Origin of the sequence: Reyranella sp. (genome assembly GCF_965249915.1) — a bacterium.
Taxonomy (GTDB): Bacteria; Pseudomonadota; Alphaproteobacteria; order Reyranellales; family Reyranellaceae; genus Reyranella.
On record NZ_OZ252257.1, the window covers coordinates 5,885,229 to 5,906,319 of the forward strand.

Below are 21,091 nucleotides of genomic sequence, written 5' to 3' on the forward strand. Positions count from 1 at the left end.
TTGAGCCTCCCTGTGTCCTTGAAATTTGGACTGTATCCCGCCGGAGGATGCGGCTTAACTCCAGAAGCTGCCGGCGCGTGTCGCTGGATGAAGGGAGCACCGATGAGCGGCACGCGCAGCCATTGGGAAGAAGTCTACACGACGAAGGCTGAAACGGCGGTGAGCTGGTTTCAGCCGCACTCGGTGCAGTCGCTTGAACTGATCGCGTCGGCCGCGCCAAATCCGGCGTCGGCGATTGTCGACATCGGCGGCGGGGCGTCGAGGCTGGTCGATGATCTGATTGCCCAGAGCTACACGGACCTGACGGTTCTCGACGTCGCTGAAGCGGCATTGGTGAAATCCAGAAGTCGCCTGAGAGGAGATGACAGCAAGGTCGCCTGGATCGTCGCCGACATCACCGATTGGCGCCCAGCTCGCGCCTATGATGTCTGGCATGATCGCGCGGTCTTCCACTTCCTGACCGAACCCGCCCAGCAGGAGGCTTACCTCTCTGCGCTACGGACAGGCACCTCCCCCGGCTCCACCGTCGTCATGGCGACGTTCGCCCTGGACGGCCCCGAGAAATGCAGCGGCCTTCCGGTACAACGCTACAGTCCGGAGACATTGGCGACGCGCCTCGGGCCGACGTTTAGCCTGACAGGCGAGGCCAACGAAACGCACGAGACGCCGTGGGGAGCGGAGCAACGGTTCAGCTACGCGACGTTCCGACGGCTCAGCTCATAAGGCGTGCCGTCGCTGGCACTTTCCCGCAGTTCCGACAAAGCGTGCCGGCAAATTTGCCACGCACCCGAGAGGGAAAGCAGCGCCATGATCGAACCGACCGCGAGATCGGGCCAGCTGGTGCCGCTGCCGAACACGCCGAGCGCCGCGAGCATGACGGCCATGTTGCCGATGGCGTCGTTGCGGCTGCAGATCCACACGGACCGCATGTTGCTGTCGCCTTCGCGGAACCGGTAAAGCATCACCGCCACGAACAGATTGGCCAGCAGCGCGAAGAAGCCGATGATGCCCATCGTATGCGCATCGGGCACGCGACCGGCGAAGACGTTGTAGAACGTGGCGCCCAGAATCCACACGCCGAACACGCCAAGCGTCGCGCCCTTCAGCAGCGAGGCGCGCGCCCGCCAGGTCAGCGCCATACTGGCCACGCCAAGGCTGACGGCATAGTTGGCGGCGTCGCCCAGGAAATCGAGAGCATCGGCTTGCAGCGAAACAGAGCCGGCAGCCGCACCGGCCACGATCTCGATCAGGAAGAAACCGGCGTTGATCGCGAGCGCGATCCACAGCGCGCGCCGCCACCTCGGGCTGTTGAGGCTTTGCGAACTCGGGCATTCCGGCGACTGACAGCAGGCCATGACGCACCTTGACGACGTTTGCGACAAGCCCAACGTAGGGGTTGTAGTTACTAGAGGGTCAAGCCGGGATGGACAGTTTCACGATCGGCAAGCTCGCGGCCGCCACGCAGACCAAGGCCGAGACGATCCGCTACTACGAGCGCATCGGGCTTCTGTCGCCGCCGGAGCGGACCGAGGGCAACTACCGCGCCTACCGCCCCTCGCATCTGGCGCGGCTGCGCTTCATCCGCCGCTCGCGCGCGCTGGGCTTCTCGCTCGACCAGGTGCGCGCACTGCTGCGCCTCTCCGACGATCGCGCCTGCTCGTGCGGCGAGGTCGACCGGATCGCCAACGCGCACCTGAAGGAGGTCGAGGACAAGATTGCCGACCTAAAGAGGCTGCAGTCGGAGTTGCAGGACATGATCGGCCAGTGCCGCCGCGGCACCATCGCCGACTGCCGCATCATCGAGACGCTGGGCACGGCGAGGTAACGACACTGCCAGCCTGACGGCGCCTATTTGTGCCGCCAACCTTGACCGACGAGATGACGAGGATCGCGGCCAGCAGCGGCAACACATAGGTCGAGCCGATGACGCCCAACAGCATTGCGCCGATGAAGCTGCCGGCGATCGAGCCTAGCGCCATAACCAGAACGAAGCGGCCGTTTCGCGACAGCACAGCGAAGGTGCTGTCGCGGCTGTAGCGTGCGAAGTCGATCAGCATCGTGGGCAGGCTGACGACCAGCGACAGGCTTCCGGCCAGCTTCACGTCGGCACCGAACAGCAGGATCAGCGTTGGGATCAGCAGTTCGCCGCCGGCAACGCCCATCAGTGAGGCGACGACGCCGATGGCGAAGCCCGCAACGACGCCCGCGACGACCTGCAACGGCCCTGAAAAAACAGCGGTGCACCACCGCCCTCCGAGCCATGGCCGAGCAGCAGTACGGCGGCCATCGCGACCAGCAGCAGCGCCAGCACGCGAAACAGCGTCTCGGATTCCAGCCGCGTCGCCCAAGAGGCGCCGATCCACGCGCCGAGCAGACTGCCGGCCAACAGGTTGGCGACGATCATCCAGTGACTGCCGATGGTGGCGAATGAGACGGTACTGGTACGGAACGGCAGGGCCGAGGCGACCACGATCAGGCTCATCGCCTTGTTGACGATGACGGCTTCCAGCGCGCCGAAGCGGAAGGCGCCGATCAGCAGCGGTAGGCGGAACTCCGCGCCGCCCAGTCCGATCAACCCACCCAGCGCACGGACCCCGACGCCGCCGGCGAAGGCACCAACCGATTCCCGCTTTTCCGTTCCCTGAGCCGCCGCGTCCGCCATGCCCATCCTCGCTATACTCGATTGAATAATACTACGGATAGACAGTGGTGCAGCGAACTCGAAGCGCACAGGCTGCCTGCTGTGGCTTCATTTCGCCAACTCCCTCGTCGCCCTGTTCGCGGCAAGAGGTGTAGGCTTGGCCCTCGCTGGGCTACTTGGTTTCGCCCTTGTTCCTGGCAGCGGCGGTCGGCAACATCTGGCTTTGGCGGCGACGCGCCAAAGCCCTACGGTCTCTTGCGCCTGCGGTCTCTCAGCCGCTCTTACGCCGCCACGGCATCATGTACATGTTCGCGCGGAGGGCGGCAGTCTGAAGATGGCCGCCGGAAGCAGACTGATAAACAATTGGCAGGCGTTCGGCGAGCTTCATATCAAGAGCGGGATCAGGTGGCGCATCCGGCTGCGCCGCACCGTGCTCTAAGAGGCCGCTTAGGAAGGTTGGCGGCCGCACCAAACCACCCTTCGGCTGAAGCGAGGGAAGGGTGTCTTTGCCTGACGGTAACGATCCCTCGTGTTCACGACCGTGATTTCTGAAGCGATTCCACAAGCAGGTCAGCCGGACGGACGTCCAGGGACTCTGCCACTTGCAAGATCGTCAGGAGAGTGACGTTCTGCAGCCCTCGCTCGATCGCACTGACGTAGGCCCGGTCCACACCCATGCGAGCGGCGACCGCCTCCTGGCTGAGGCCCGCTGCCAGTCGATAGACACGGACGTTGGCGCCGAACACCTTGCGAATGTCCATCCGCAGGATAGGAGGCAATCGCGTATTCTGGCGCCACGTACTATAATACGCGGCCAAATTTGCTGGCGCGGCGACGTCTCTATGCTTTTATGCAGATCAGGCTGCAATAGTCTCTACGATGCGCTTCGTGAGCATAGAAGTTGATGGAGGTGATGCTTGGCTTGCATCGCCAATGGGCATTGGGCTGTGACTATGCGGTGGTTGGAGTTCGGACGAGTGTTCTTCCCTCGCTGCGATTCCTGAGATGACGACGCCTCCTTTTGACGACTGCCCTCCTGAAAGCGACGTGGTCACGCCGTACGACGAGCGGCACTTCGCGACGTATCTACGTTTGCTGGACGCTGCGGCCGAGGCCGCAGACTGGCGAGAAGTCGTGCGTATTGTCTTCCAGCTAGATCCGGAGCTGGAACCCGATCGCGCACGCTTGGTCTACGACACTCATTTGTCCCGGGCTCATTGGATGACCGAGAAGGGCTTCCGTGATCTCTTGCGCGCATCGCGCAATTGACGGGCTAGCGACCAAGAAAGGACCTTTAGATACCCGCTTGGGGGCGTCTTCGCACGACATCGCGCGTTCGGCGTTCGGGCTCTTCAACAACCCTTGGTCGCATGAAAGGCTCGGGCCCGTTAGCCCTGAGTTCGCGTAACGGAGTCTTTGATGTCCAAGAGACCCGATTGGAGGTCGCCCGACTATGTCGAAGCGTTGAAGGACCTCGATCGTGCCGGGTTCGCGTGGGAATTCCTGCGACGCAATCCGGCCTACCAGGAAGATTACGACCGGATCGACGAAGATCCGGAGGAGTCAGAGTTGAGCCCGGAGACGGTAGGAGGCAATTGGGGGCTATCCTTTCGCCTGCGCCCCCTCACTCGATGCGACTGCCGCGGGAGTTCTATGGCGGCCTGAGCTGCTTCCCCATGCCGTGCTGCTCGTTCCCGCACCTGAGGGTTTCGATGACGCCTACCGCTTCGAAGCACTTGACCGCTTGCCGGCATCGATAGATCTACAGCACGGTGGAGAGCGGCGCTGCATCGTGAATGATGCCGATGGCCCACATTCCTTGTGGCTCAAGGGTGAGCGCCGAGCGGTGCCAATGGCGGCGCTCGTCCCCATGGATGAGACCGTTCTCCTTCGCCTCGCCGGTCTGCTCCGCCTAAAGCGCCGCCTCGATCGCCACTCCGCAGGCCCGCTTCCGTCCGCCTGGCAGATCACAGCGCGTCTCCGCAGACGGCTTCTAACCATGATCCGTGCACTAGACGGTCACCTGGAGGGCGCAAGTTATCGCGAGGTGGCAAGGGCGCTCTATGGCCCAGAAGCGGTAGAGCGATTCCCCTGGAAGACCTCATCAGTAAGGGGCCAGACGATCCGATTGGTCGCCGATGCAGTGGCCATGATGGACGGCGGCTATCGAAAGCTGCTGCGCGCCAGCCGCTAGCCACTCCCGATATCAAGGCGGGGGTATCGCCAACCTCAGGCGCCAGTTCGTCATCCTCCCGGCCCGCGAATCTCCGCCACCGTGACCGTCGTTACGCCGTCGCCTCTCGACGGCTCTCGTCACAACCACGGAGCCATCCGTATGCCCGATCCTGCCGCCGGCCTGCCGCCGCGCTTTTTGCGTACGCCGGAAGCCGCACGCTTTCTCAGCCTCTCCGGACGGACCCTCGAGAAACACCGAACCTACGGTACAGGTCCCACCTATCGGAAGATCGGAGGTCGAGTCGTGTACGCGGTCGACGATCTCAAGGCCTGGGCCGACCGCGGGGCCAAGACGTCGACCTCCGATCCCGGGACGGGGACTGTGCTGCCTGCAAAGTCGCACATGAACCCGCTCGCCAACACTCCTCGTACTCGGCGTTGAGCGGAGGCCAAACGTGACCTTCAAGCACAAGCGCATCAGCGAGCGAGACCAACTCGACCTATTCAGGGCGTTGCCCGGCGATCTCGCACCGCGTGACGCCCAGGATCTCATGGCCTACCCGTTCTTCTCACTCGCCAAGTCGAAGCGTGTCCGGCCCATCGACTATCGCACACGCACGGTCGCAATACGGGTCGAGGCCGTACCGGATCACGGCATGGCGACCATCTGGGACGCCGATGTGCTGATCTGGGCTGCTTCGCAAATCGTCGAGGCGAGGGATGCCGGCTTGAAGACATCGCGACTGATGGCTGCCACGCCTTATGAGATCTTGACGTTCGTTGGACGCGGCACCGGCGCGCGAGACTATGATCGCCTAAAGGCGGCCTTCGACCGTCTCCAGTCCACCACCGTGCTGACTTCCATCCGTCAACCTGCAGAGCGGCGGCGCCATCGCTTCTCCTGGATCAACGAATGGAAGGAGACTGCGGACGTCCACGGTCGTCCGCTCGGTCTCGAGCTCATCCTCCCGGACTGGTTCTATGCCGGCGTTCTGGACGACGCGCTCGTGCTCACGATCGACCGTGCGTACTTCGATCTGACGGGCGGCCTGGAGCGCTGGCTTTATCGCATCGTCCGCAAGCACGGCGGCCGTCAGGCTGACGGGTGGAGCTTCGATTTTTCGCATCTCCACGCCAAGTCCGGCAGCCTCTCGTCGCTGAAGCACTTCGCCTACGATGTGCGTGAGATCGTCCGCCGACAGGCACTGCCCGGCTATCGGCTTTGCATCGAGCGCGGCTTCCGCGGCGCTGAGCGGCTTGAGTTCGTGGCCATCCCGCGCGACCCGTTCATCCAGCGCCCGGTAGGTCCTTCTGGGGACAAGCTGTGACCGGGCTCGTGCTTTCGGGGACGTGGGCCCTCGTGCCATCGGGGACCGGAACCTCGTGCTATCGGGGACCAGAATCGCCGGATTCCCTTTGGCCCACAACGGCTTGGCGCCTCCTTAACTTTCCTAACCCAGATTCCTTCGGAATCTGTCTAACGCTCCATACTTGTCCACTGCCGGGGATCGCAGCCTCGCCGGGAAGGGACAGACCAAAGCACGCGGGTCCGATCCGGCCACGAGGTCGCGCATGACCGATCTCACGCAAGTCGAATTGTTGTGGCTCGAGAAGCAGATCGAACGATGGATCCGCTTCGGCCGGCCCGCAGATGAACAGATCCTGGATCGACGAAGGCGGGTCCTCTCCTTTACTCCAGGCAGCGTATTTGGCTTCGTGCGATGGGGCGCCAACGACTACGGCACGATCGCCTCGCGTATCGATATCCTGCGCGCCGTACGCTTAAGCGAAGCCTGCGCAACCATCCCCTACGTCCGGCCGGGTGCGGACATCCTGCTGCGCGCTTCCGGCTGGGCGAAGGTCAAGCATGTGTTGCAGATGATCGACATCGTCGAAGCGCTGGGCGTCGATCCCGCCGACGCGGCACCGGATTACTGGCGCCATGTCCACGGTCGTCTGGCGGTCGGGGAAGCGTTGAGGCCCTACACGATGGCACGTCATAAGGCCTGGCTGCTGCGGCAGAGGCTCGAGCCGTGATGCGCCACGTGTGCGTTTTGCTGATTGCGTTGAGCGTCGTCAGCCTGGTGGCGCCGGCCTTCTTGCAGCCGCATCGCATGCTTCTGTGGAACGCGTCGGCCAGCGTGCCCGTCGGCCTATACTTACTGGAGACCACCGAAACGCGGCATGTTTCTGAACTGGTTGCTGTATTGCCGCCGGAGCCGCTCACCACCTTCCTTGCGGTCGGCAACTACCTGCCGCGCGGCGTTCCCATGCTGAAACATGTGCTGGCGCTTCCCGGCCAGACCGTTTGTCGAGAGGGTCTCGTCGTCACCGTCGATATGGTTGCTGTCGGAATGGCGCGCGAGCGTGATCGCAGAGGGCGACCTTTGCCGGTCTGGCAGGGCTGCCGCGTCGTCGCTGACGACGCACTCTTCCTGATGAATTCGCGATCGGCGGACTCGCTGGACGGGCGGTATTTCGGGCCACTGCCGCGATCCGCTGTCACCGGCCGCGCTCATCCAGTTTGGACAAAGGAGGAATGATCATGAAGTTGCGCCGAGATGAAGTGCCCGCCCGATCGTACGTGAGACGTCGTGACCCTTCGTCCGTCCCGGCCAAGACCTTTCACAAGACCATCCGGTTGATCGTATCGATGGCCGCAATTCCCATTGTCGCAATCGTCGTATCATCCGGGGACACGGCGCTAGCTCAATCAGCTACCACGGGGTTGCGAAAGACTTCTCCGGACACGGGACCCTATGCAAGCTTCGTACGCGAAGCGGCCCAGCGATTTGGCGTACCGGCATTCTGGATCGAAGCGGTGATGGCGATCGAAAGCGGTGGTGACGTGCTCGCTCTCTCGCCCCAAGGCGCAATGGGATTGATGCAGGTCATGCCCGAAACCTGGGCTGGTTTGCGTATCCGATATGATCTCGGTGACAATCCCTATGATCCGCGGGACAACATCCTTGCTGGCGCGGCATACTTGCAGGAGCTTCATGAGCGCTACGGCTCACCGGGTTTTCTGGCGGCTTACAATGCAGGTCCTGGTCGTTACGACGACCACTTGGCCACAGGCCGGCCATTGCCGCACGAGACGCAACTCTACGTGGCAACTCTTGCGCCGCTGATTGGAGAGCGGCAGGCCGATGACATCGTCGCCGCCAGCCGTCGCTTCGTTACCTGGCAGGAAGCGCCGCTGTTCGTAACGCGTACTCGCGACGATTCCGCAGGCACGCCGGCAGCGTCCAAGACGACAACTGAGCGGCCATCGCATGACCGGCCTGCCGAGAACTCAGCTCGATTGAAGGCACGAACCGACAGCTTGTTCGTTCGCAATGGAAACGCAGTGCGTCTGCCGTGATGCGGAGAGCAGACGGTTGGATCCTTCAGCTGTGCTCGTGATTTCCTCATGAGGTCATCGGCTCAGGAACCCCAGATGTATGCGTCCGGTTTTCGCACGTCGCTCAGGTCTTGACGTGATTCGCGGCCTTCCAAGCCCACGGTAGCAGCTCGTCGATTCGGTTGATTGGGTGCCCGCCGACCATCCGCGTCAGAACATCGTGCAGATAGGCGTATGGTTCGACGCCATTCAACTTGCAGGTTTCGATGAGCGTGCACACCGTCGCCCAACGGGCTCCGCCGCCATCGCTGCCGGCGAAGAGATGATTCTTGCGCCCAAGCGCCACCGGCCTGATGGCCCGCTCGACCGGGTTCGTGTCGAGCTCGATGCGGCCGTCGTACAGGAATCGGGTCAACCCATTCCAGCGCGCGAGTGCGTACCGCATCGCCTCGGCGAGTTTTCCGCGGCCAGGCAGATGCGGGAGGTGTGTTTCCAGCCAGATCTGCAGCCCGTCGATGATCGGCTTGGCGAGCGTCCGTCGCGCGGCCAGCCGGTGCGCCGACGACTGACCGCGCACCTGCGCTTCGACAGCATAGAGGCCGGCGATCCGGCGCAGAGCCTCGTGTGCCAACGGCGTATCTTCGGCTTGCGCGACCTCATAGAACTTGCGCCTCGTATGGGCCCAGCAGGCGGCGAGCACGACGTCGCCCCGTATCGTCAGCCGCTCGAAGCCGGCATAGCCATCGACGTGCAGCACTCCCTTGAAGTGTTCCAGATGCGCCGCTGGCCGCTCCGCCCTCCGGTCCGGCGCGAAGATGTAGACCGCCGCGGGCGGCGCCGGTCCGCCCCATGGTCGCTGATCACGCGCATAGACCCAAAGCCGCCCAGTCTTCGTTCGTCCACGGCCCGGATCGAGAACCGGGATTGGCGTGTCGTCGGCGAACAGATGATCGGAGGCGAACACGTCCTTGCGCAGGCGATCGTCCAGCGCCTCGAGCCACCAGCACGCGCCGCCGACCCAGCCGGCGAGAGTCGAGCGCTCCAGCTCGACGCCGTGGCGGGCGAAGATCTGCGCTTGCCGATAGAGTGGAGTGTGGTCGCAGTACTTGCTGACCAGCACCTGGGCGAGCAACGCCGGTGTCGCCAGCCCACCGGCGATCGGCCGTTCCGGCGCGGGCGCCTGGGCCACGGTCTTGCACGTGCGACAGGCGTATTTCGGGCGCGTGATGCGCAGTACACGGAGCTGGGCGGGAACCCAGTCCAGCATCTCGCTGACGCTCTCGCCAATGCTGTGCAGGACACCTCCACAACACGGACAAGCGCCGTTCGCCACGTCGATCACGACCTCTTCGCGAGGCAGATGATCGGCCAGCGGCTTGCGCCGTGGCCGCTTGTCGGCGATCTCGACGGCTTCCTTCGGATCGCTCGCTTCGGCGCGCCCGATGTCGCTATCGAGATCTTCCAGACCGAGGGCGAGCTGATCGGGATCGAGGCGCTCGGAACGGCGGCCGAACTGCGTCCGCTGAAGCTGTTTGATGATCGTCTGAAGTCGCTCGATCTCGCCGTCACGATGCTCGACGACGGCCGCCATGTCGCGCAGAAGACCGTGCAGCAGGGCCATGTCGGACGGCAGATTGTCGAGATCGAGCCGCATGCCCGATTCTACTTTTGTTCGAGTCGGCGACCAAGAACTTTTCCTTCCTGGTGCTTCAGTTGCATCGCTTTAGCCGACTCTCGCAGGCCTCCAGACGCGTTCGGGCGAGCGCCAGTCTATGCCTTCGATCAACATGGCCAGCTGCGCCGGCGAGAGCGTCACCGCGCCGCCGGGTTCATACATGCGTGGCCATACGAAGCCGCCCCGATCGATGCGCTTGGTGAACAGGCACAGCCCGTTCCCATCCCAGAACAACACCTTCAGGATCGACGCCCGTTTACCGCGGAAGGCGAACAGATGGCCCGAGAAGGGGTCTCGCTTCAGCTGCTCCTGGACCAACGCGGCAAGCCCGTCCATTCCCTTCCTCATGTCGGTGTAACCAAGCGCCAGGTGCACCTTCACGCCCGCCGGAACGATCATCATCGCTTGTTCTCCTGCTCGGCGACGTGCACCCGGACCGCCTCTGGGTCGGTGCCCTCGGGTGCGAACACACGGCGCCCGTCAGACAGGTCGACCGCGGTCATGCCGTCGGGAACCGGGAGAAGATCCGGCAGCACGAGCGCACCTCCGTTGACACCCGCGCCGCTCGTCTTCTCTGTCCCGGCCACGGCGACCGACACCAGCCTGGCCGGTTGCTCCGCACCAAAGCCGAACTGGATGCGCCAACGGAACACCATGCTGGTGGAGATGTCATGGCGCCGGCACACCGCCGCCACGCTCACTCCAGGCGCCTCCGACTCCATGACGATCGCCAGCTTCTGTTCATCGCTGAAGCTGCGTCTGTTCGACCGCCGATCGTACTGCGGCCCGGCCGTCGGCGGTTCTGTCAACGCCGTTTCGACGGAGAGATCCTTAGCAGCGCTGCTAACACCGCTGCTTATTTTCGGGCGAGCACTGGGATGAAGCCGGGCGCGCCAGTCGATCGCAACCTCGCCGCTGTCGATCAGATCTCGCCAGCGGCGCAGGCTGTGCTGCGAGAGCTTCGTCGCCGCGGCATACTGCCTGACGGTCATGCCGCTCCAGTTCAGCGTCTCGACATGCATCGCCCAGTACGCCTGGACCGCCTGGTTGCGCTTGTCTTCGGACAGCTTGAACCGGCGCCCCTTGCGACGTCTGCGATGCTCGTCGTGCTCGGTTTCGGCAAGGATTCGGGCGTTTTGCACACGGATCTTGGCCACTTCAACATCGGCGATCGCACGCAGCCAACGTGTAAACGTCGTGTCCGTGAGATGGTGCGTCCGACAGTAGCGGCGCTGCGACAGGCCGCTGCGCTGCCAGGCCTCGATGTGCACAGCCCACCACTCTCGGCGCGCCGCATTCTCAAAATGTTTCGTTGCCACCGGAGAACCTCCCATGAACGAAGGAACCCGATTTGGACCGACGGTGCACTTGCTGAAGGTCGTGCAAGACTCGGACGCTTACCCCCAGATCATGGACGGCAAGATAAAGCGGGTGGCCCCGCTGCCGTCGCTGCGCTCCTAAGAGCCTGTCTGCACGTTGTTTTTCAAGGCCGCTGCGCCGGCTCATCGCGACAGAGAAGCGTCCCTTCAAGCAGTTTTCTCTTTGTATTCAATGCTCCAAGCGCCGTCGCTTCGGGGACAAACCCTTCCATTGCTACGCCGGAGATATCTTTTCTACGCCACGGAGCGATCCCTGCGTTCTGACGCTTGCGGCGCTTCGTTTCGCTGCCAATCGTTATGCCATGTCGCGTGATGACGACAATTTCCGTCTCCGGCCCGGAAGGATCCAGGATCGCGGCGACGCGCGGATCGGGAGACGCCGCGCCGGGAGCCCGGGTAGCCGTGCGTCTACTTTCAACGGGCAAATTCAGCAGGCTATTCGACGGGCTGGCGGCAATCCCTCTCGATTGGGCGAGGCCGGGAAGAGCGGCGGCCGTTTCAACGAACGGGGGCGGGGTGCCTCGGTAGCGGCGGCGTTGAAAAGCCGGAATGCCTGGAGCCGCCTCGATGGCATCCACACCCGCTCACGTCGGGTCGCGGTCAAGGCTCGCATCGCGAAGCTCAATCCGCAGCGAGGCGCGGCCAAAGGACGGCAGTTCGTCAGCGCCAGAGCCGTAGACGCCCATCTGCGCTATCTGCAGCGCGATGGTGTAACCAAGGACGGAGAAAGGGGCCAAGTTTACTCCGCCAGTCAAGATGTCGAGGATGGTCGTGCATTCGTGGATCGGGGCCGGGAAGACCGCCACCAGTTCCGCTTCATCGTGTCGTCCGAGGAGGGTGTCGAGCTCTCTGATCATCGCGCGACCACTCGCGAACTCATGAAGCAGATGGAGGCCGACCTGGGTACCCGCCTCGACTGGATCGCGGTCGATCACCACAACACCGGTCACCCTCACACTCACATCATCGTTCGGGGCGTGACCGACGATGGCAAGACTCTCAACATCGCTGGCGATTACATCGCTTATGGCATCCGGGAGCGGGCTAGCGAAATCGTAACCCGGGAGCTCGGCCGCCAGACCGAGCATGAAGTGTCCCGCGGCTTGGAGAGCGAAGTCGATGGTGACCGCTTAACGCGCCTCGACCGCATGCTGCTCGCCGAGCAGCGGAGCCGAAATGAGTTTACCCACCTGAGGCCGGACCGGGACATGCTCGAAAGCCTGCGACAGAATCGGGGGCTGCTGATTCAGCGGGCGCGCAAGCTGGAGCGCATGGGCTTGGCCGCCGAGGTGGAGCCAGGCCGATGGACAGTATCGTCCAGCGCCGAACCCGTCTTGCGGGAGCTGGGAGAGCGTGGCGACATCATCAAGACCATGCATCTGGCACTGGACCGCGAAGGGTTGGCCCATGCCCGCTCAATCGCAGGCTATGTCCTCCATCGCGAGGAGATGACCGCGCCGGTTGTAGGTCGAGTTCTCGACAAGGGGCTGGCGGGCGACGAGATGGGCGAGCGCGTGAGGCTGGTCGTCGACGGCGTGGACGGGCATGTCCATCATCTCGAGATGGATACTGCCGGAGTAGAGAATATTCAGCGCGGCATGATCGTGACTGCTGGTGCCGCCGAGACGCGACCGCGCGCATCGGACCGCAATATCGTGGCAATTGCCGGAGAAGAGGGGATCTATCGGCCAGCCGCGCATCTGGAGCAAGCTGTCGGCACCGTCGAGCGTCTCGGCGGCGATCCTGCGGCTTACGTCCGATCCCATGTGCGGCGCCTGGAGGCGCTGCGACGGGCCGGCCATGTCGAGCGGATCGACGCCGACCACTGGCGTATTCCTGCCGACTTGGCCGAGCGCGGGCAGGCATACGACCTTACGCGGGACCGCGCGGCCGGTCGGGTGACCGTCCTCTCGACATTTGGTCTCGACCAGCAAGTCGGCCATGAGGGCGCGACGTGGCTCGACCGAGAGTTGGCCTCTCGTCAGCGCACCATTCTGGCAGACGACGGATTCGGCCGGGACGTGACCGCCGCGCTGGCCAAGCGTCGGCGATGGCTGGCGGACAAGGGGTACGCCACGGAAGTCGGCGACGGGCGGATCCGGATTTCTCGCGACGTGGTGCAGCGGCTTGAGGCTCGTGACATCGAGCGCGTCGGCCGCGCGCTCGCTGCCGAACGGGTACGGGAATGGCAGCCCGCAATTCCGGGGAATCGCGTTGCCGGGACGCTGGTCGGCTCCACGCAGCTTTCGAGTGGACGGTTCGCCATGATCGACGACGGGCTCGGTTTCAGCCTGGTTCCGTGGCGGCCCGCGCTCGAACAGCATGTCGGCCGCCTGGTGTCAGGGGTGGCCTTGCCCGGCGGCGATGTCAGCTGGTCGCTTGGACGACGTCGCGGACTGGGGCTGTAACTCGACGAGGAAGAGAGTGGCAGACCGGTTTACGGCACTCCACCAAAATGCACGCCAGGGCCGCCGCATGAGCGCTCTGCGCGTTGTTGGCATTGAATGGATGGCAAGCGACCGCTTGATCTCCTCGTCATGTCTGCGACGAAGATCCTGTGGGGGCAGATCACCCTCGTTTTCGCGATCGTGCTCGTAGCCGTATGGGCATCCACGCAATGGACGGCCTGGCGGCTCGGTTATCAACCCCAGCTCGGGCCACCGTGGTTCGAAGTCGCCCGGGTGCCGATCTATTTTCCCCCGACTTTCTTCTGGTGGTGGTACGCCTTCGACGCCTATGCCCCTGCGATCTTCGTGGAGGGCGCCTGTATCGCGGCCTCGGGTGGCTTTATTTCGATCGGGGTCGCGATCGGCATGTCGGTCTGGCGCGCGCGAGAGGCGAAGAACGTGGCGACTTACGGTTCAGCTCGTTGGGCGACTGCAGTCGAGGCTCGCCATGCAGGCTTGATTGGTCCGGACGGCGTGGTGCTTGGTAAGCTCGGCGCCGACTACCTGCGGCATGAAGGACCGGAACACGTTCTCTGCTTTGCGCCGACGCGAAGCGGCAAGGGAGTCGGTTTGGTCGTGCCGACCTTGCTTACCTGGCCGGGCAGCTCGATCGTTCACGACATCAAGGGAGAGAACTGGGAGCTGACGTCGGGCTTCCGGTCTCGGCACGGCCGCGTGCTCCTGTTCGATCCCACCAATTCGGCGTCGGCCGCCTACAATCCGTTGCTCGAGGTGCGTCGCGGCGAATGGGAAGTCCGCGATGTCCAGAACATTGCCGATGTTCTGGTCGATCCCGAAGGCGCGCTGGAGCGGCGCAATCATTGGGAGAAGACCAGTCACGCTCTTCTGGTCGGTGCGATCCTGCATGTCCTGTATGCCAGTGAAGACAAGACGTTGGCAGGAGTTGCCGCATTTCTGTCAGACCCAAAACAGCCGATCGAGACGACGCTCCGGGCAATGATGACCACGGCGCACCTCGGCGAGGCGGGTGTCCATCCGGTCATCGCGTCGGCCGCCCGGGAGCTGCTGAACAAGAGCGAGAACGAGCGCTCGGGCGTGCTCTCGACCGCCATGTCCTTCCTCGGCTTGTACCGCGACCCCGTGGTCGCCCAGGTGACGCGTCGTTGTGATTGGCGCATCCGCGATCTCGTCGAGAACGAGCGACCGACGACCCTCTACCTGGTCGTACCGCCGTCCGACATCAGCCGGACCAAACCGCTGGTGCGCCTCGTGCTCAACCAGATCGGCCGCCGACTTACCGAAGAGCTCCACGCCAAGGGGCGGCGGCACAGGTTGCTGCTCATGCTCGACGAGTTTCCTGCGCTGGGTCGCCTCGACTTCTTCGAGTCGGCACTGGCTTTCATGGCCGGTTATGGATTGAAGAGCTTTCTCATCGCCCAGTCCCTCAATCAGATCGAGAAGGCCTACGGTCCCAACAACGCCATCTTGGACAACTGCCATGTCCGTGTGTGCTTCGCCACCAACGACGAGCGCACCGCGAAGCGCGTCTCAGACGCGCTCGGCACGGCGACCGAAATTCGCGATGCCAGAAACTATGCCGGGCACCGGCTGAGCCCGTGGCTAGGCCATCTCATGGTTTCTCGCCAGGAGACGGCACGGCCGTTGTTGACGCCCGGTGAGGTCATGCAGCTGCCGGCGAGCGATGAGTTGGTCTTGGTTTCCGGATGCCCGCCGATCCGGGCCAGGAAGGCGCGGTACTACGAGGACTGGCAGCTCACGGAACGTCTGCTGCCACAGCCAGAGCCAGAACGGCTGGTACATTCCGGCGTCACGCTGGATGATTGGAGTGCCAAAGCTGTTCCCGCGGTTCAGGCGGCACGCGGAGAGGGGACCGAAGCTCTTCAGGACGGGCAGCCCGTCGACGATCCCGCCAATGGCGGCATTCGTCGAGAGCCGGAGCTTGCCGAGCATGAAGACATCGCGGCCGAGCCCGTCACGCCTTCGCCCGAGTTCGAGTTTGCCGAGGATGAAGCCGACGAAGATGCGGTGCGAGCTCGCCGTTTGCGCGCGACGGCTCGGGGGCTCGCCCGCCAGGCCACGATGGATCCTGGCGATGGCATCGACCTGTGAGTGGATAGATGCGCACCAAGCATACGTTTCGCCTGCCACCCGATTTGGGGCTGAAGCTTGCCGACTATGCGTCGCGCAAACGTGTGCCGCAGGCCCATATCGTGGAGACCGCACTCGCCTCGTTCCTCTCGCCGGATGCCTCCGAAAGACTGGAGGGAGCGCTCGGCCGTCGCTTGGATCGGCTCGTTCGACAAGTCGAGCGTCTGGAACGCAATGTCACCATCTCGAATGAGGCGCTGGCGCTCTTCGTACGCTTTTGGCTGACCACCACGCCGTCTTTACCTGACGGCGCACAACAGGCCGCGCACGCCAAAGGCCGCGAACGCTACGAAGGCTTCGTCGATGCTCTAGGCCGGCGCCTGGCGAAGGGACGGACGCTCTCGGAAGAGATCTCGCGGGACATCGGGCCAGAAGAGGACGCGGAGCGCGATTCGCCCAAGGAGCCTGTTTAGCGGTCCCGCTCATTCGCACGCCTTTTTACGCCAGAGCACTACGATCCATCGGTTGTTGTTGCGCCGAGCGTGTTGGTGCTTCTTCTAATCGACCCCGCTCGATGGCCGCTGCTTGCGGCCCTGCATCCCGGGGTGACGATGACGATAGATTCCTTTCAGGCAGAGGTCATTTCTCGGGGCGCGCGCATGCTCCGCACCGCGCTCGGACCCGCAATCGCGGCATGGCTCGAAGATCCGTCCGTCGTCGAGGTGATGCTCAACCCCGATGGTCGGCTCTGGATCGACCGGCTGTCGACCGGCCTGGCCGAGACGCAGGAGCGACTGGCAGCCGCCGAAGGAGAGCGCATCGTGCGGCTGGTCGCCCACCATGTCGGCGCCGAGGTCCATCCTGCCCGTCCGCGCGTATCGGCCGAGTTGCCCGAGACGGGTGAGCGGTTCGAGGGACTGCTGCCGCCCGTTGTCGCGGCGCCCACCTTCGCGATCCGCAAGCCTGCGGTCGCCGTCTTCACCCTCAACGATTACGCCGAGGCAGGCACCATGACGTTGGGCGAGGCCGAGGCACTCCGACGGGCGGTTGCCGACCGCCGCAACATTCTCGTGGCCGGTGGCACTTCGACCGGCAAGACGACGCTCGCCAACGCGCTCCTCGCCGAGGTGGCAAAGACGACCGATCGGGTGGTGCTGATAGAGGATACTCGCGAACTGCAATGCCGCGCCGCCAACCTCGTCGCCTTGCGCACGAAGGACGGTGTGGCGTCGTTGTCCGAGCTGGTGCGTTCGTCCCTGCGGCTGCGGCCCGACCGCATCCCGATCGGCGAGGTCCGGGGCGCCGAGGCGCTCGACCTTCTGAAGGCCTGGGGCACCGGCCATCCCGGCGGCATCGGCACCATCCACGCCGGATCGGCTATCGGGGCGTTGCGACGTCTCGAGCAGCTTATCCAGGAAGCCGTCGTCACGGTGCCCCGCGCCCTGATTGCAGAGACGATCGACATCATCGCCGTGCTGTCCGGGCGGGGGGGTGCCCGACGGCTGACGGAACTCGCCCGCGTCGAGGGCCTCGGCGCCAGCTCGGACTACGCCCTCTCACCTGCAGGAGAACGTCAATGAATCGCCCAATCCTCCGTCGTTCCGTAGGAACAGCCGCGATCTCGTCATTGAGCATGGCGATCCACTCGTCGGCAGCATATGCGGCGGGCTCCAGCATGCCCTGGGAGCAGCCATTGCAGCAGGTCCTGCAATCGGTGGAAGGACCGGTCGCCAAGATCGTCGCGGTGATCATCATCATCGTCACCGGTCTCACCCTGGCGTTCGGCGACAGCTCCGGTGGATTTCGGCGCCTGATCCAGATCGTGTTCGGTATTTCGATCGCCTTTGCCGCCTCGAGTTTCTTCCTCTCCTTTTTCTCGTTCGGCGGGGGGGTCCTGGTCTGATGACCGAGCCCGTTCCCGGCTTCGTGGTGCCGCTCCACCGCGCCCTCACCGAGCCGATCCTGCTGGGCGGCGCGCCGCGCTCGATCGCGATCCTCAACGGCACTCTGGCGGCGGCCATCAGCCTGGGACTGCGCCTCTGGGTCGCCGGCCTGCTGATCTGGCTTGTCGGTCACGGTTTGGCCGTCTGGGCGGCCAAGCGCGACCCGCTCTTCGTCGAGGTGGTGCGTCGCCACCTGCGCATCCCGGGCCGGCTCGGCATCTGAGGGGACTGTCATGATGAATCTCGCCGAATACCGGAACTCGGCCACGCGCCTAGCCGATTTCTTGCCGTGGGCAGCGCTCGTCGCTCCCGGCATCGTCCTGAACAAGGACGGCTCTTTCCAGCGGACCGCGCGGTTCCGCGGCCCCGACCTCGATTCGGCGGTGCCGGCAGAGCTGGTGGGCGTCGCGGGACGGTTGAACAATGTCCTGCGTCGGCTTGGATCGGGCTGGGCGCTGTTCGTCGAAGCGCAGCGGCAGCCTGCCAGTATCTACCCGGAGGGAAGGTTTCCGGACGCGGCATCGGCGCTGGTCGACGCCGAGCGAAAGGCGGCCTTCGAGGAAGAGGGGACGCATTACGAATCGGCCTACTACCTGACGTTTCTGTATCTCCCACCGGCCTGGGAATCTGCTGGTGCCGAGCGCTTCTTCTATGAAGGCCGCCACCGCGTTGCAGGAGCGGATGCTCGTGAGATTCTGGCAGGCTTCATCGACCGGACGGACCGTGTGCTGCATCTTCTCGACGGTTTCATGCCCGAGTGCCGCTGGCTCGACGACGCAGAGACGCTGACTTACCTGCATTCTTGCATCTCCACCCGGTGCCAGCGTGTGCGCGTGCCGGAAGTGCCCATGTATTTGGACGGGCTGCTGGCCGATCAGCCCCTAACCGGCGGGCTTGAGCCGAAGCTTGGCAACTGCCATCTGCGGGTGCTCACGATCGTCGGTTTCCCCGGAACAACCACGCCGGGACTGCTCGAAGATCTCAATCGTCTGGCCTTCGCCTATCGCTGGTCGACGCGTGCGATCCTGCTCGACAAGACCGACGCCACGCGGCTTCTGACGCGAATCCGCCGTCAGTGGTTCGCCAAGAGGAAGTCCATCGCGGCCATCCTCAAGGAGGTGATGACCAACGAGGCGACGACGCTCGTCGACACCGATGCGCACAACAAGGCGATCGACGCCGATGCTGCCCTGCAGGAGCTCGGCTCGGACGCCGTCGGGGCGGCCTACTGTACGGTGACCGTCACGGTATGGGACGAGGATCCGCGCGTCGCAGACGAGCGGTTGCGTCTCGTCGAAAAGGTGATCCAGGGCCGCGACTTCACTTGCATGGTGGAGAGGGTCAATGCCGTCGATGCGTGGCTGGGCTCACTTCCAGGGCATGCCTACGCCAATGTGCGCCAGCCGCCCGTCTCGACGCTGAACCTGGCGCACATGCTCCCGCTGTCGGCGGTCTGGGCGGGACCCGCGACCGACGAGCACTTCGGTGCGCCGCCGCTGTTCTTCGGCAGGACCGAGGGGGCGACGCCGTTCCGCTTCTCGCTTCATGTCGGCGATGTCGGCCATACGCTCGTGGTCGGCCCGACGGGCTCCGGCAAGTCCGTGCTGCTGGCCCTTATGGCGTTGCAGTTCCGGCGCTACGACAAGGCGCAGGTCTTCGCCTTCGACTTCGGCGGTTCCATCCGTGCCGCTGCGCTCGCGATGGGCGGAGATTGGCACGACCTCGGCAGCGCGCTGGGCGAGGAGGAAAGGGATCCCGTTGCCCTCCAGCCGCTGGCGGGCATCGACGATGTCGCGGAGCGAGGCTGGGCGACCGACTGGATAGCAGCACTCCTGGCCCGCGAGAAGATCGACCTCACGCCCGAAGTGAAGGACCATCTGTGGTCGGCCCTCGGGTCGCTGGCATCGGCGCCCGCCGAAGAGCGCACCCTGACGGGGCTGTCGGTGCTGTTGCAGGCGGCCGCTCTCAAGCGGGCCCTCCAGCCCTACTGCCTGGGAGGTGCCTATGGCCGTTTGCTGGATGCAGAGGCCGAACGGCTTGGCAGCACGTCGGTACAGGTCTTCGAGACCGAGGGGCTCATCGGAACAGATGCCGCGGCTGCCGTGCTCGCCTATCTCTTCCATCGAATTGAGGCACGTCTCGACGGCAACCCGACCCTTCTGATCGTCGACGAGGGCTGGCTCGCCCTGGATGACGAGGATTTCTCGGACCAGCTGCGCGAATGGTTGAAGACCTTGCGTAAGAAGAACGCCTCCGTTGTGTTCGCGACGCAATCGCTTTCAGACATCGATGGCTGCGCCATCGCGCCGGCCATCATCGAGAGCTGCCCGACCCGGCTCTTCTTGCCGAACGAGCGGGCGATCGAGCCGCAGATCTCAGAGATCTATCGCCGCTTCGGTCTCAACGATCGTCAGATCGAGATCCTTTCCCGCGCGACTCCGAAGCGCGACTACTACTGCCAGTCCCGCCGCGGCAATCGCCTGTTCGAGCTAGGCCTTGGCGCGGTGACGCTCGCCCTCACGGCGGCCTCGTCGAAGGCCGACCAGGCCCTCCTCGAACGCGTACTGGTCGAGCACGGCCGAGAGGCTTTCCTTGCCGGCTGGCTTCAGGCGCGGGCCGTGCCCTGGGCTGCCGATCTCATCCCCGACCTCAGCACAGGAGAATCGTCATGACTTCCATTCGCCGTTGCAGTGTTGCGCTTGCGGCCATCCTCGCCCTCTCCGGCAGTGCGTTGCCAGCCTCGGCGCAGATGACAGTGTTCGATCCAAGCAATTACTTGCAGAATCTCCTGACCGCGGCGCGCACGCTCGAGCAGGTCAACAACCAGATCCTGTCGCTGCAGAACGAAGCGCAGATGCTGATCAATCAGGCCCGCAATCTTACGAGCCTTCCGTACTCCTCCTTACAGCAGCTGCAGCAGTCGATCGGGCGGACCCAGCAACTCCTGGGTCAGGCGCAGAACATTGCCTACGACGTCCAGCAGATCGATCGGGCGTTCTCGACGACCTATGCGCCTGCATCGGCCAACCAGTCGGACCAATCGCTGATCGCCAGTGCCCGGACGCGTTGGGAAAACTCCGTCGCGGGCCTGCAGGATGCCCTGCGCATCCAGGCGACGGTCGTCGGTAACCTCGAAACCAACCGCTCAGAAATGTCCGCCTTGATTGATGCCAGCCAGGGCGCGGCCGGGGCACTGGAGGCGGCGCAAGCCGGCAACCAGCTCATCGCGCTTCAGGCGCAGCAGCTCGCCGATCTCACGGCGGCGGTCGCTGCGCAGGGCCGGGCACAGAGCCTCGAGGCGGCGGCGCGCGTGGCGGCCCAGGACCAGGCGAGGGAGCAGCTTCGCCGCTTCCTTGCGCCTAACACCGGCTACCAGCCGTCGACCATTCGCATGTTTCATGAATGATCCCCGTCGCGT

The 21,091-nt window shown here is 64.2% G+C and carries 25 protein-coding genes; 18 read left to right on the forward strand and 7 right to left on the reverse strand.

The window, feature by feature from the left end:
• Positions 1-102 precede the first annotated feature (102 nt).
• A complete protein-coding gene (locus tag ACP15H_RS28920; protein ID WP_425069570.1) occupies positions 103-723 on the forward strand; it encodes a class I SAM-dependent methyltransferase in 621 nt (206 codons plus the stop codon).
• Here the strand turns inward: ACP15H_RS28920 and ACP15H_RS28925 are convergent.
• Positions 693-1,355, reverse strand: coding sequence for a cation transporter (locus ACP15H_RS28925; protein ID WP_425069571.1), 663 nt, complete (start codon positions 1,353-1,355; stop codon positions 693-695). The two genes, ACP15H_RS28920 and ACP15H_RS28925, sit on opposite strands and share 31 nt — an antisense overlap.
• Before the next feature lie 68 nt (positions 1,356-1,423).
• Here ACP15H_RS28925 and ACP15H_RS28930 point away from each other — a divergent pair, with 68 nt between their 5' ends.
• Positions 1,424-1,825, forward strand: a complete 402-nt coding sequence (locus ACP15H_RS28930) for a MerR family transcriptional regulator (RefSeq protein ID WP_425069572.1) — start codon at positions 1,424-1,426, stop codon at positions 1,823-1,825.
• Here the strand turns inward: ACP15H_RS28930 and ACP15H_RS28935 are convergent.
• The 3 genes from ACP15H_RS28935 to ACP15H_RS28945 form a co-directional block, all read right to left on the reverse strand.
• A complete protein-coding gene (locus ACP15H_RS28935) occupies positions 1,797-2,162 on the reverse strand; it encodes a TSUP family transporter (RefSeq protein ID WP_425069573.1) in 366 nt (121 codons plus the stop codon). The genes ACP15H_RS28930 and ACP15H_RS28935 overlap by 29 nt on opposite strands.
• Positions 2,162-2,662 (reverse strand): TSUP family transporter, encoded by a 501-nt coding sequence (locus tag ACP15H_RS28940; RefSeq protein ID WP_425069574.1) that lies wholly within the window; start codon positions 2,660-2,662, stop codon positions 2,162-2,164. The genes ACP15H_RS28935 and ACP15H_RS28940 overlap by 1 nt, the downstream gene beginning before the upstream one ends.
• Before the next feature lie 512 nt (positions 2,663-3,174).
• The gene (locus tag ACP15H_RS28945; protein ID WP_425069575.1) at positions 3,175-3,402 is read right to left on the reverse strand and encodes a helix-turn-helix domain-containing protein; all 228 of its coding nucleotides are present in this window, start codon (positions 3,400-3,402) and stop codon (positions 3,175-3,177) included.
• A gap of 244 nt (positions 3,403-3,646) precedes the next feature.
• Between ACP15H_RS28945 and ACP15H_RS28950 the strand changes: the two genes are divergently transcribed.
• The 8 genes from ACP15H_RS28950 to ACP15H_RS28985 all read left to right on the forward strand — a co-directional run bounded on the left by ACP15H_RS28950 (position 3,647) and on the right by ACP15H_RS28985 (position 8,180).
• Complete coding sequence (locus ACP15H_RS28950; protein ID WP_425069576.1) at positions 3,647-3,910, forward strand: DUF2285 domain-containing protein; 264 nt, start codon at positions 3,647-3,649, stop codon at positions 3,908-3,910.
• Between the two features lie 150 nt (positions 3,911-4,060).
• On the forward strand, positions 4,061-4,306 hold the full coding sequence (locus ACP15H_RS28955; protein WP_425069577.1) for a transcriptional regulator domain-containing protein: 246 nt from the start codon (positions 4,061-4,063) through the stop codon (positions 4,304-4,306).
• 16 nt (positions 4,307-4,322) lie between these two features.
• The gene (locus ACP15H_RS28960; protein ID WP_425069578.1) at positions 4,323-4,835 is read left to right on the forward strand and encodes a DUF2285 domain-containing protein; all 513 of its coding nucleotides are present in this window, start codon (positions 4,323-4,325) and stop codon (positions 4,833-4,835) included.
• Positions 4,836-4,976: 141 nt separating this feature from the next.
• The gene (locus tag ACP15H_RS28965) at positions 4,977-5,258 is read left to right on the forward strand and encodes a helix-turn-helix transcriptional regulator (protein WP_425069579.1); all 282 of its coding nucleotides are present in this window, start codon (positions 4,977-4,979) and stop codon (positions 5,256-5,258) included.
• Positions 5,259-5,271: 13 nt separating this feature from the next.
• Positions 5,272-6,144 (forward strand): replication initiator protein A, encoded by an 873-nt coding sequence (locus ACP15H_RS28970; RefSeq protein ID WP_425069580.1) that lies wholly within the window; start codon positions 5,272-5,274, stop codon positions 6,142-6,144.
• Between the two features lie 244 nt (positions 6,145-6,388).
• A complete protein-coding gene (locus ACP15H_RS28975) occupies positions 6,389-6,853 on the forward strand; it encodes a DUF2840 domain-containing protein (protein ID WP_425069581.1) in 465 nt (154 codons plus the stop codon).
• Complete coding sequence (locus ACP15H_RS28980) at positions 6,853-7,359, forward strand: S26 family signal peptidase (RefSeq protein WP_425069982.1); 507 nt, start codon at positions 6,853-6,855, stop codon at positions 7,357-7,359. The genes ACP15H_RS28975 and ACP15H_RS28980 overlap by 1 nt, the downstream gene beginning before the upstream one ends.
• A 2-nt stretch (positions 7,360-7,361) precedes the next feature.
• Positions 7,362-8,180, forward strand: coding sequence for a lytic transglycosylase domain-containing protein (locus tag ACP15H_RS28985; protein WP_425069582.1), 819 nt, complete (start codon positions 7,362-7,364; stop codon positions 8,178-8,180).
• 103 nt (positions 8,181-8,283) lie between these two features.
• Here the strand turns inward: ACP15H_RS28985 and tnpC are convergent, their stop codons facing one another.
• The 3 genes from tnpC to tnpA all read right to left on the reverse strand — a co-directional run bounded on the left by tnpC (position 8,284) and on the right by tnpA (position 11,153).
• A complete protein-coding gene (tnpC, locus tag ACP15H_RS28990) occupies positions 8,284-9,813 on the reverse strand; it encodes an IS66 family transposase (protein ID WP_370692526.1) in 1,530 nt (509 codons plus the stop codon).
• 69 nt (positions 9,814-9,882) lie between these two features.
• On the reverse strand, positions 9,883-10,236 hold the full coding sequence (gene tnpB, locus ACP15H_RS28995; protein ID WP_296321565.1) for an IS66 family insertion sequence element accessory protein TnpB: 354 nt from the start codon (positions 10,234-10,236) through the stop codon (positions 9,883-9,885).
• Positions 10,233-11,153: an IS66 family insertion sequence element accessory protein TnpA gene (gene tnpA / locus ACP15H_RS29000; RefSeq protein WP_304845260.1), complete on the reverse strand. Its 921-nt coding sequence runs from the start codon at positions 11,151-11,153 to the stop codon at positions 10,233-10,235. The genes tnpB and tnpA overlap by 4 nt, the downstream gene beginning before the upstream one ends.
• A gap of 362 nt (positions 11,154-11,515) precedes the next feature.
• Here tnpA and ACP15H_RS29005 point away from each other — a divergent pair, with 362 nt between their 5' ends.
• The 8 genes from ACP15H_RS29005 to trbJ all read left to right on the forward strand — a co-directional run bounded on the left by ACP15H_RS29005 (position 11,516) and on the right by trbJ (position 21,079).
• On the forward strand, positions 11,516-13,621 hold the full coding sequence (locus ACP15H_RS29005; protein ID WP_425069583.1) for a DUF3363 domain-containing protein: 2,106 nt from the start codon (positions 11,516-11,518) through the stop codon (positions 13,619-13,621).
• Positions 13,622-13,750: 129 nt separating this feature from the next.
• Entirely contained in the window at positions 13,751-15,751 is a 2,001-nt protein-coding gene (locus ACP15H_RS29010; protein ID WP_425069584.1) for a conjugal transfer protein TraG, read from the forward strand.
• 8 nt (positions 15,752-15,759) lie between these two features.
• The gene (locus ACP15H_RS29015; RefSeq protein ID WP_425069585.1) at positions 15,760-16,203 is read left to right on the forward strand and encodes a CopG family transcriptional regulator; all 444 of its coding nucleotides are present in this window, start codon (positions 15,760-15,762) and stop codon (positions 16,201-16,203) included.
• A gap of 138 nt (positions 16,204-16,341) precedes the next feature.
• A complete protein-coding gene (trbB, locus tag ACP15H_RS29020) occupies positions 16,342-17,310 on the forward strand; it encodes a P-type conjugative transfer ATPase TrbB (RefSeq protein ID WP_425069586.1) in 969 nt (322 codons plus the stop codon).
• A gap of 53 nt (positions 17,311-17,363) precedes the next feature.
• The gene (locus ACP15H_RS29025) at positions 17,364-17,633 is read left to right on the forward strand and encodes a TrbC/VirB2 family protein (RefSeq protein WP_425069587.1); all 270 of its coding nucleotides are present in this window, start codon (positions 17,364-17,366) and stop codon (positions 17,631-17,633) included.
• On the forward strand, positions 17,633-17,896 hold the full coding sequence (locus ACP15H_RS29030) for a VirB3 family type IV secretion system protein (RefSeq protein ID WP_425069588.1): 264 nt from the start codon (positions 17,633-17,635) through the stop codon (positions 17,894-17,896). Before ACP15H_RS29025 ends, ACP15H_RS29030 begins: the two co-directional genes overlap by 1 nt.
• Positions 17,897-17,906: 10 nt before the next feature.
• Positions 17,907-20,345 carry a conjugal transfer protein TrbE gene (gene trbE, locus ACP15H_RS29035; protein ID WP_425069589.1) on the forward strand — a complete coding sequence of 813 codons (2,439 nt, stop codon included), beginning with the start codon at positions 17,907-17,909 and terminating at the stop codon, positions 20,343-20,345.
• Positions 20,342-21,079 (forward strand): P-type conjugative transfer protein TrbJ, encoded by a 738-nt coding sequence (gene trbJ, locus ACP15H_RS29040; protein ID WP_425069590.1) that lies wholly within the window; start codon positions 20,342-20,344, stop codon positions 21,077-21,079. The genes trbE and trbJ overlap by 4 nt, the downstream gene beginning before the upstream one ends.
• Positions 21,080-21,091 lie beyond the last annotated feature (12 nt).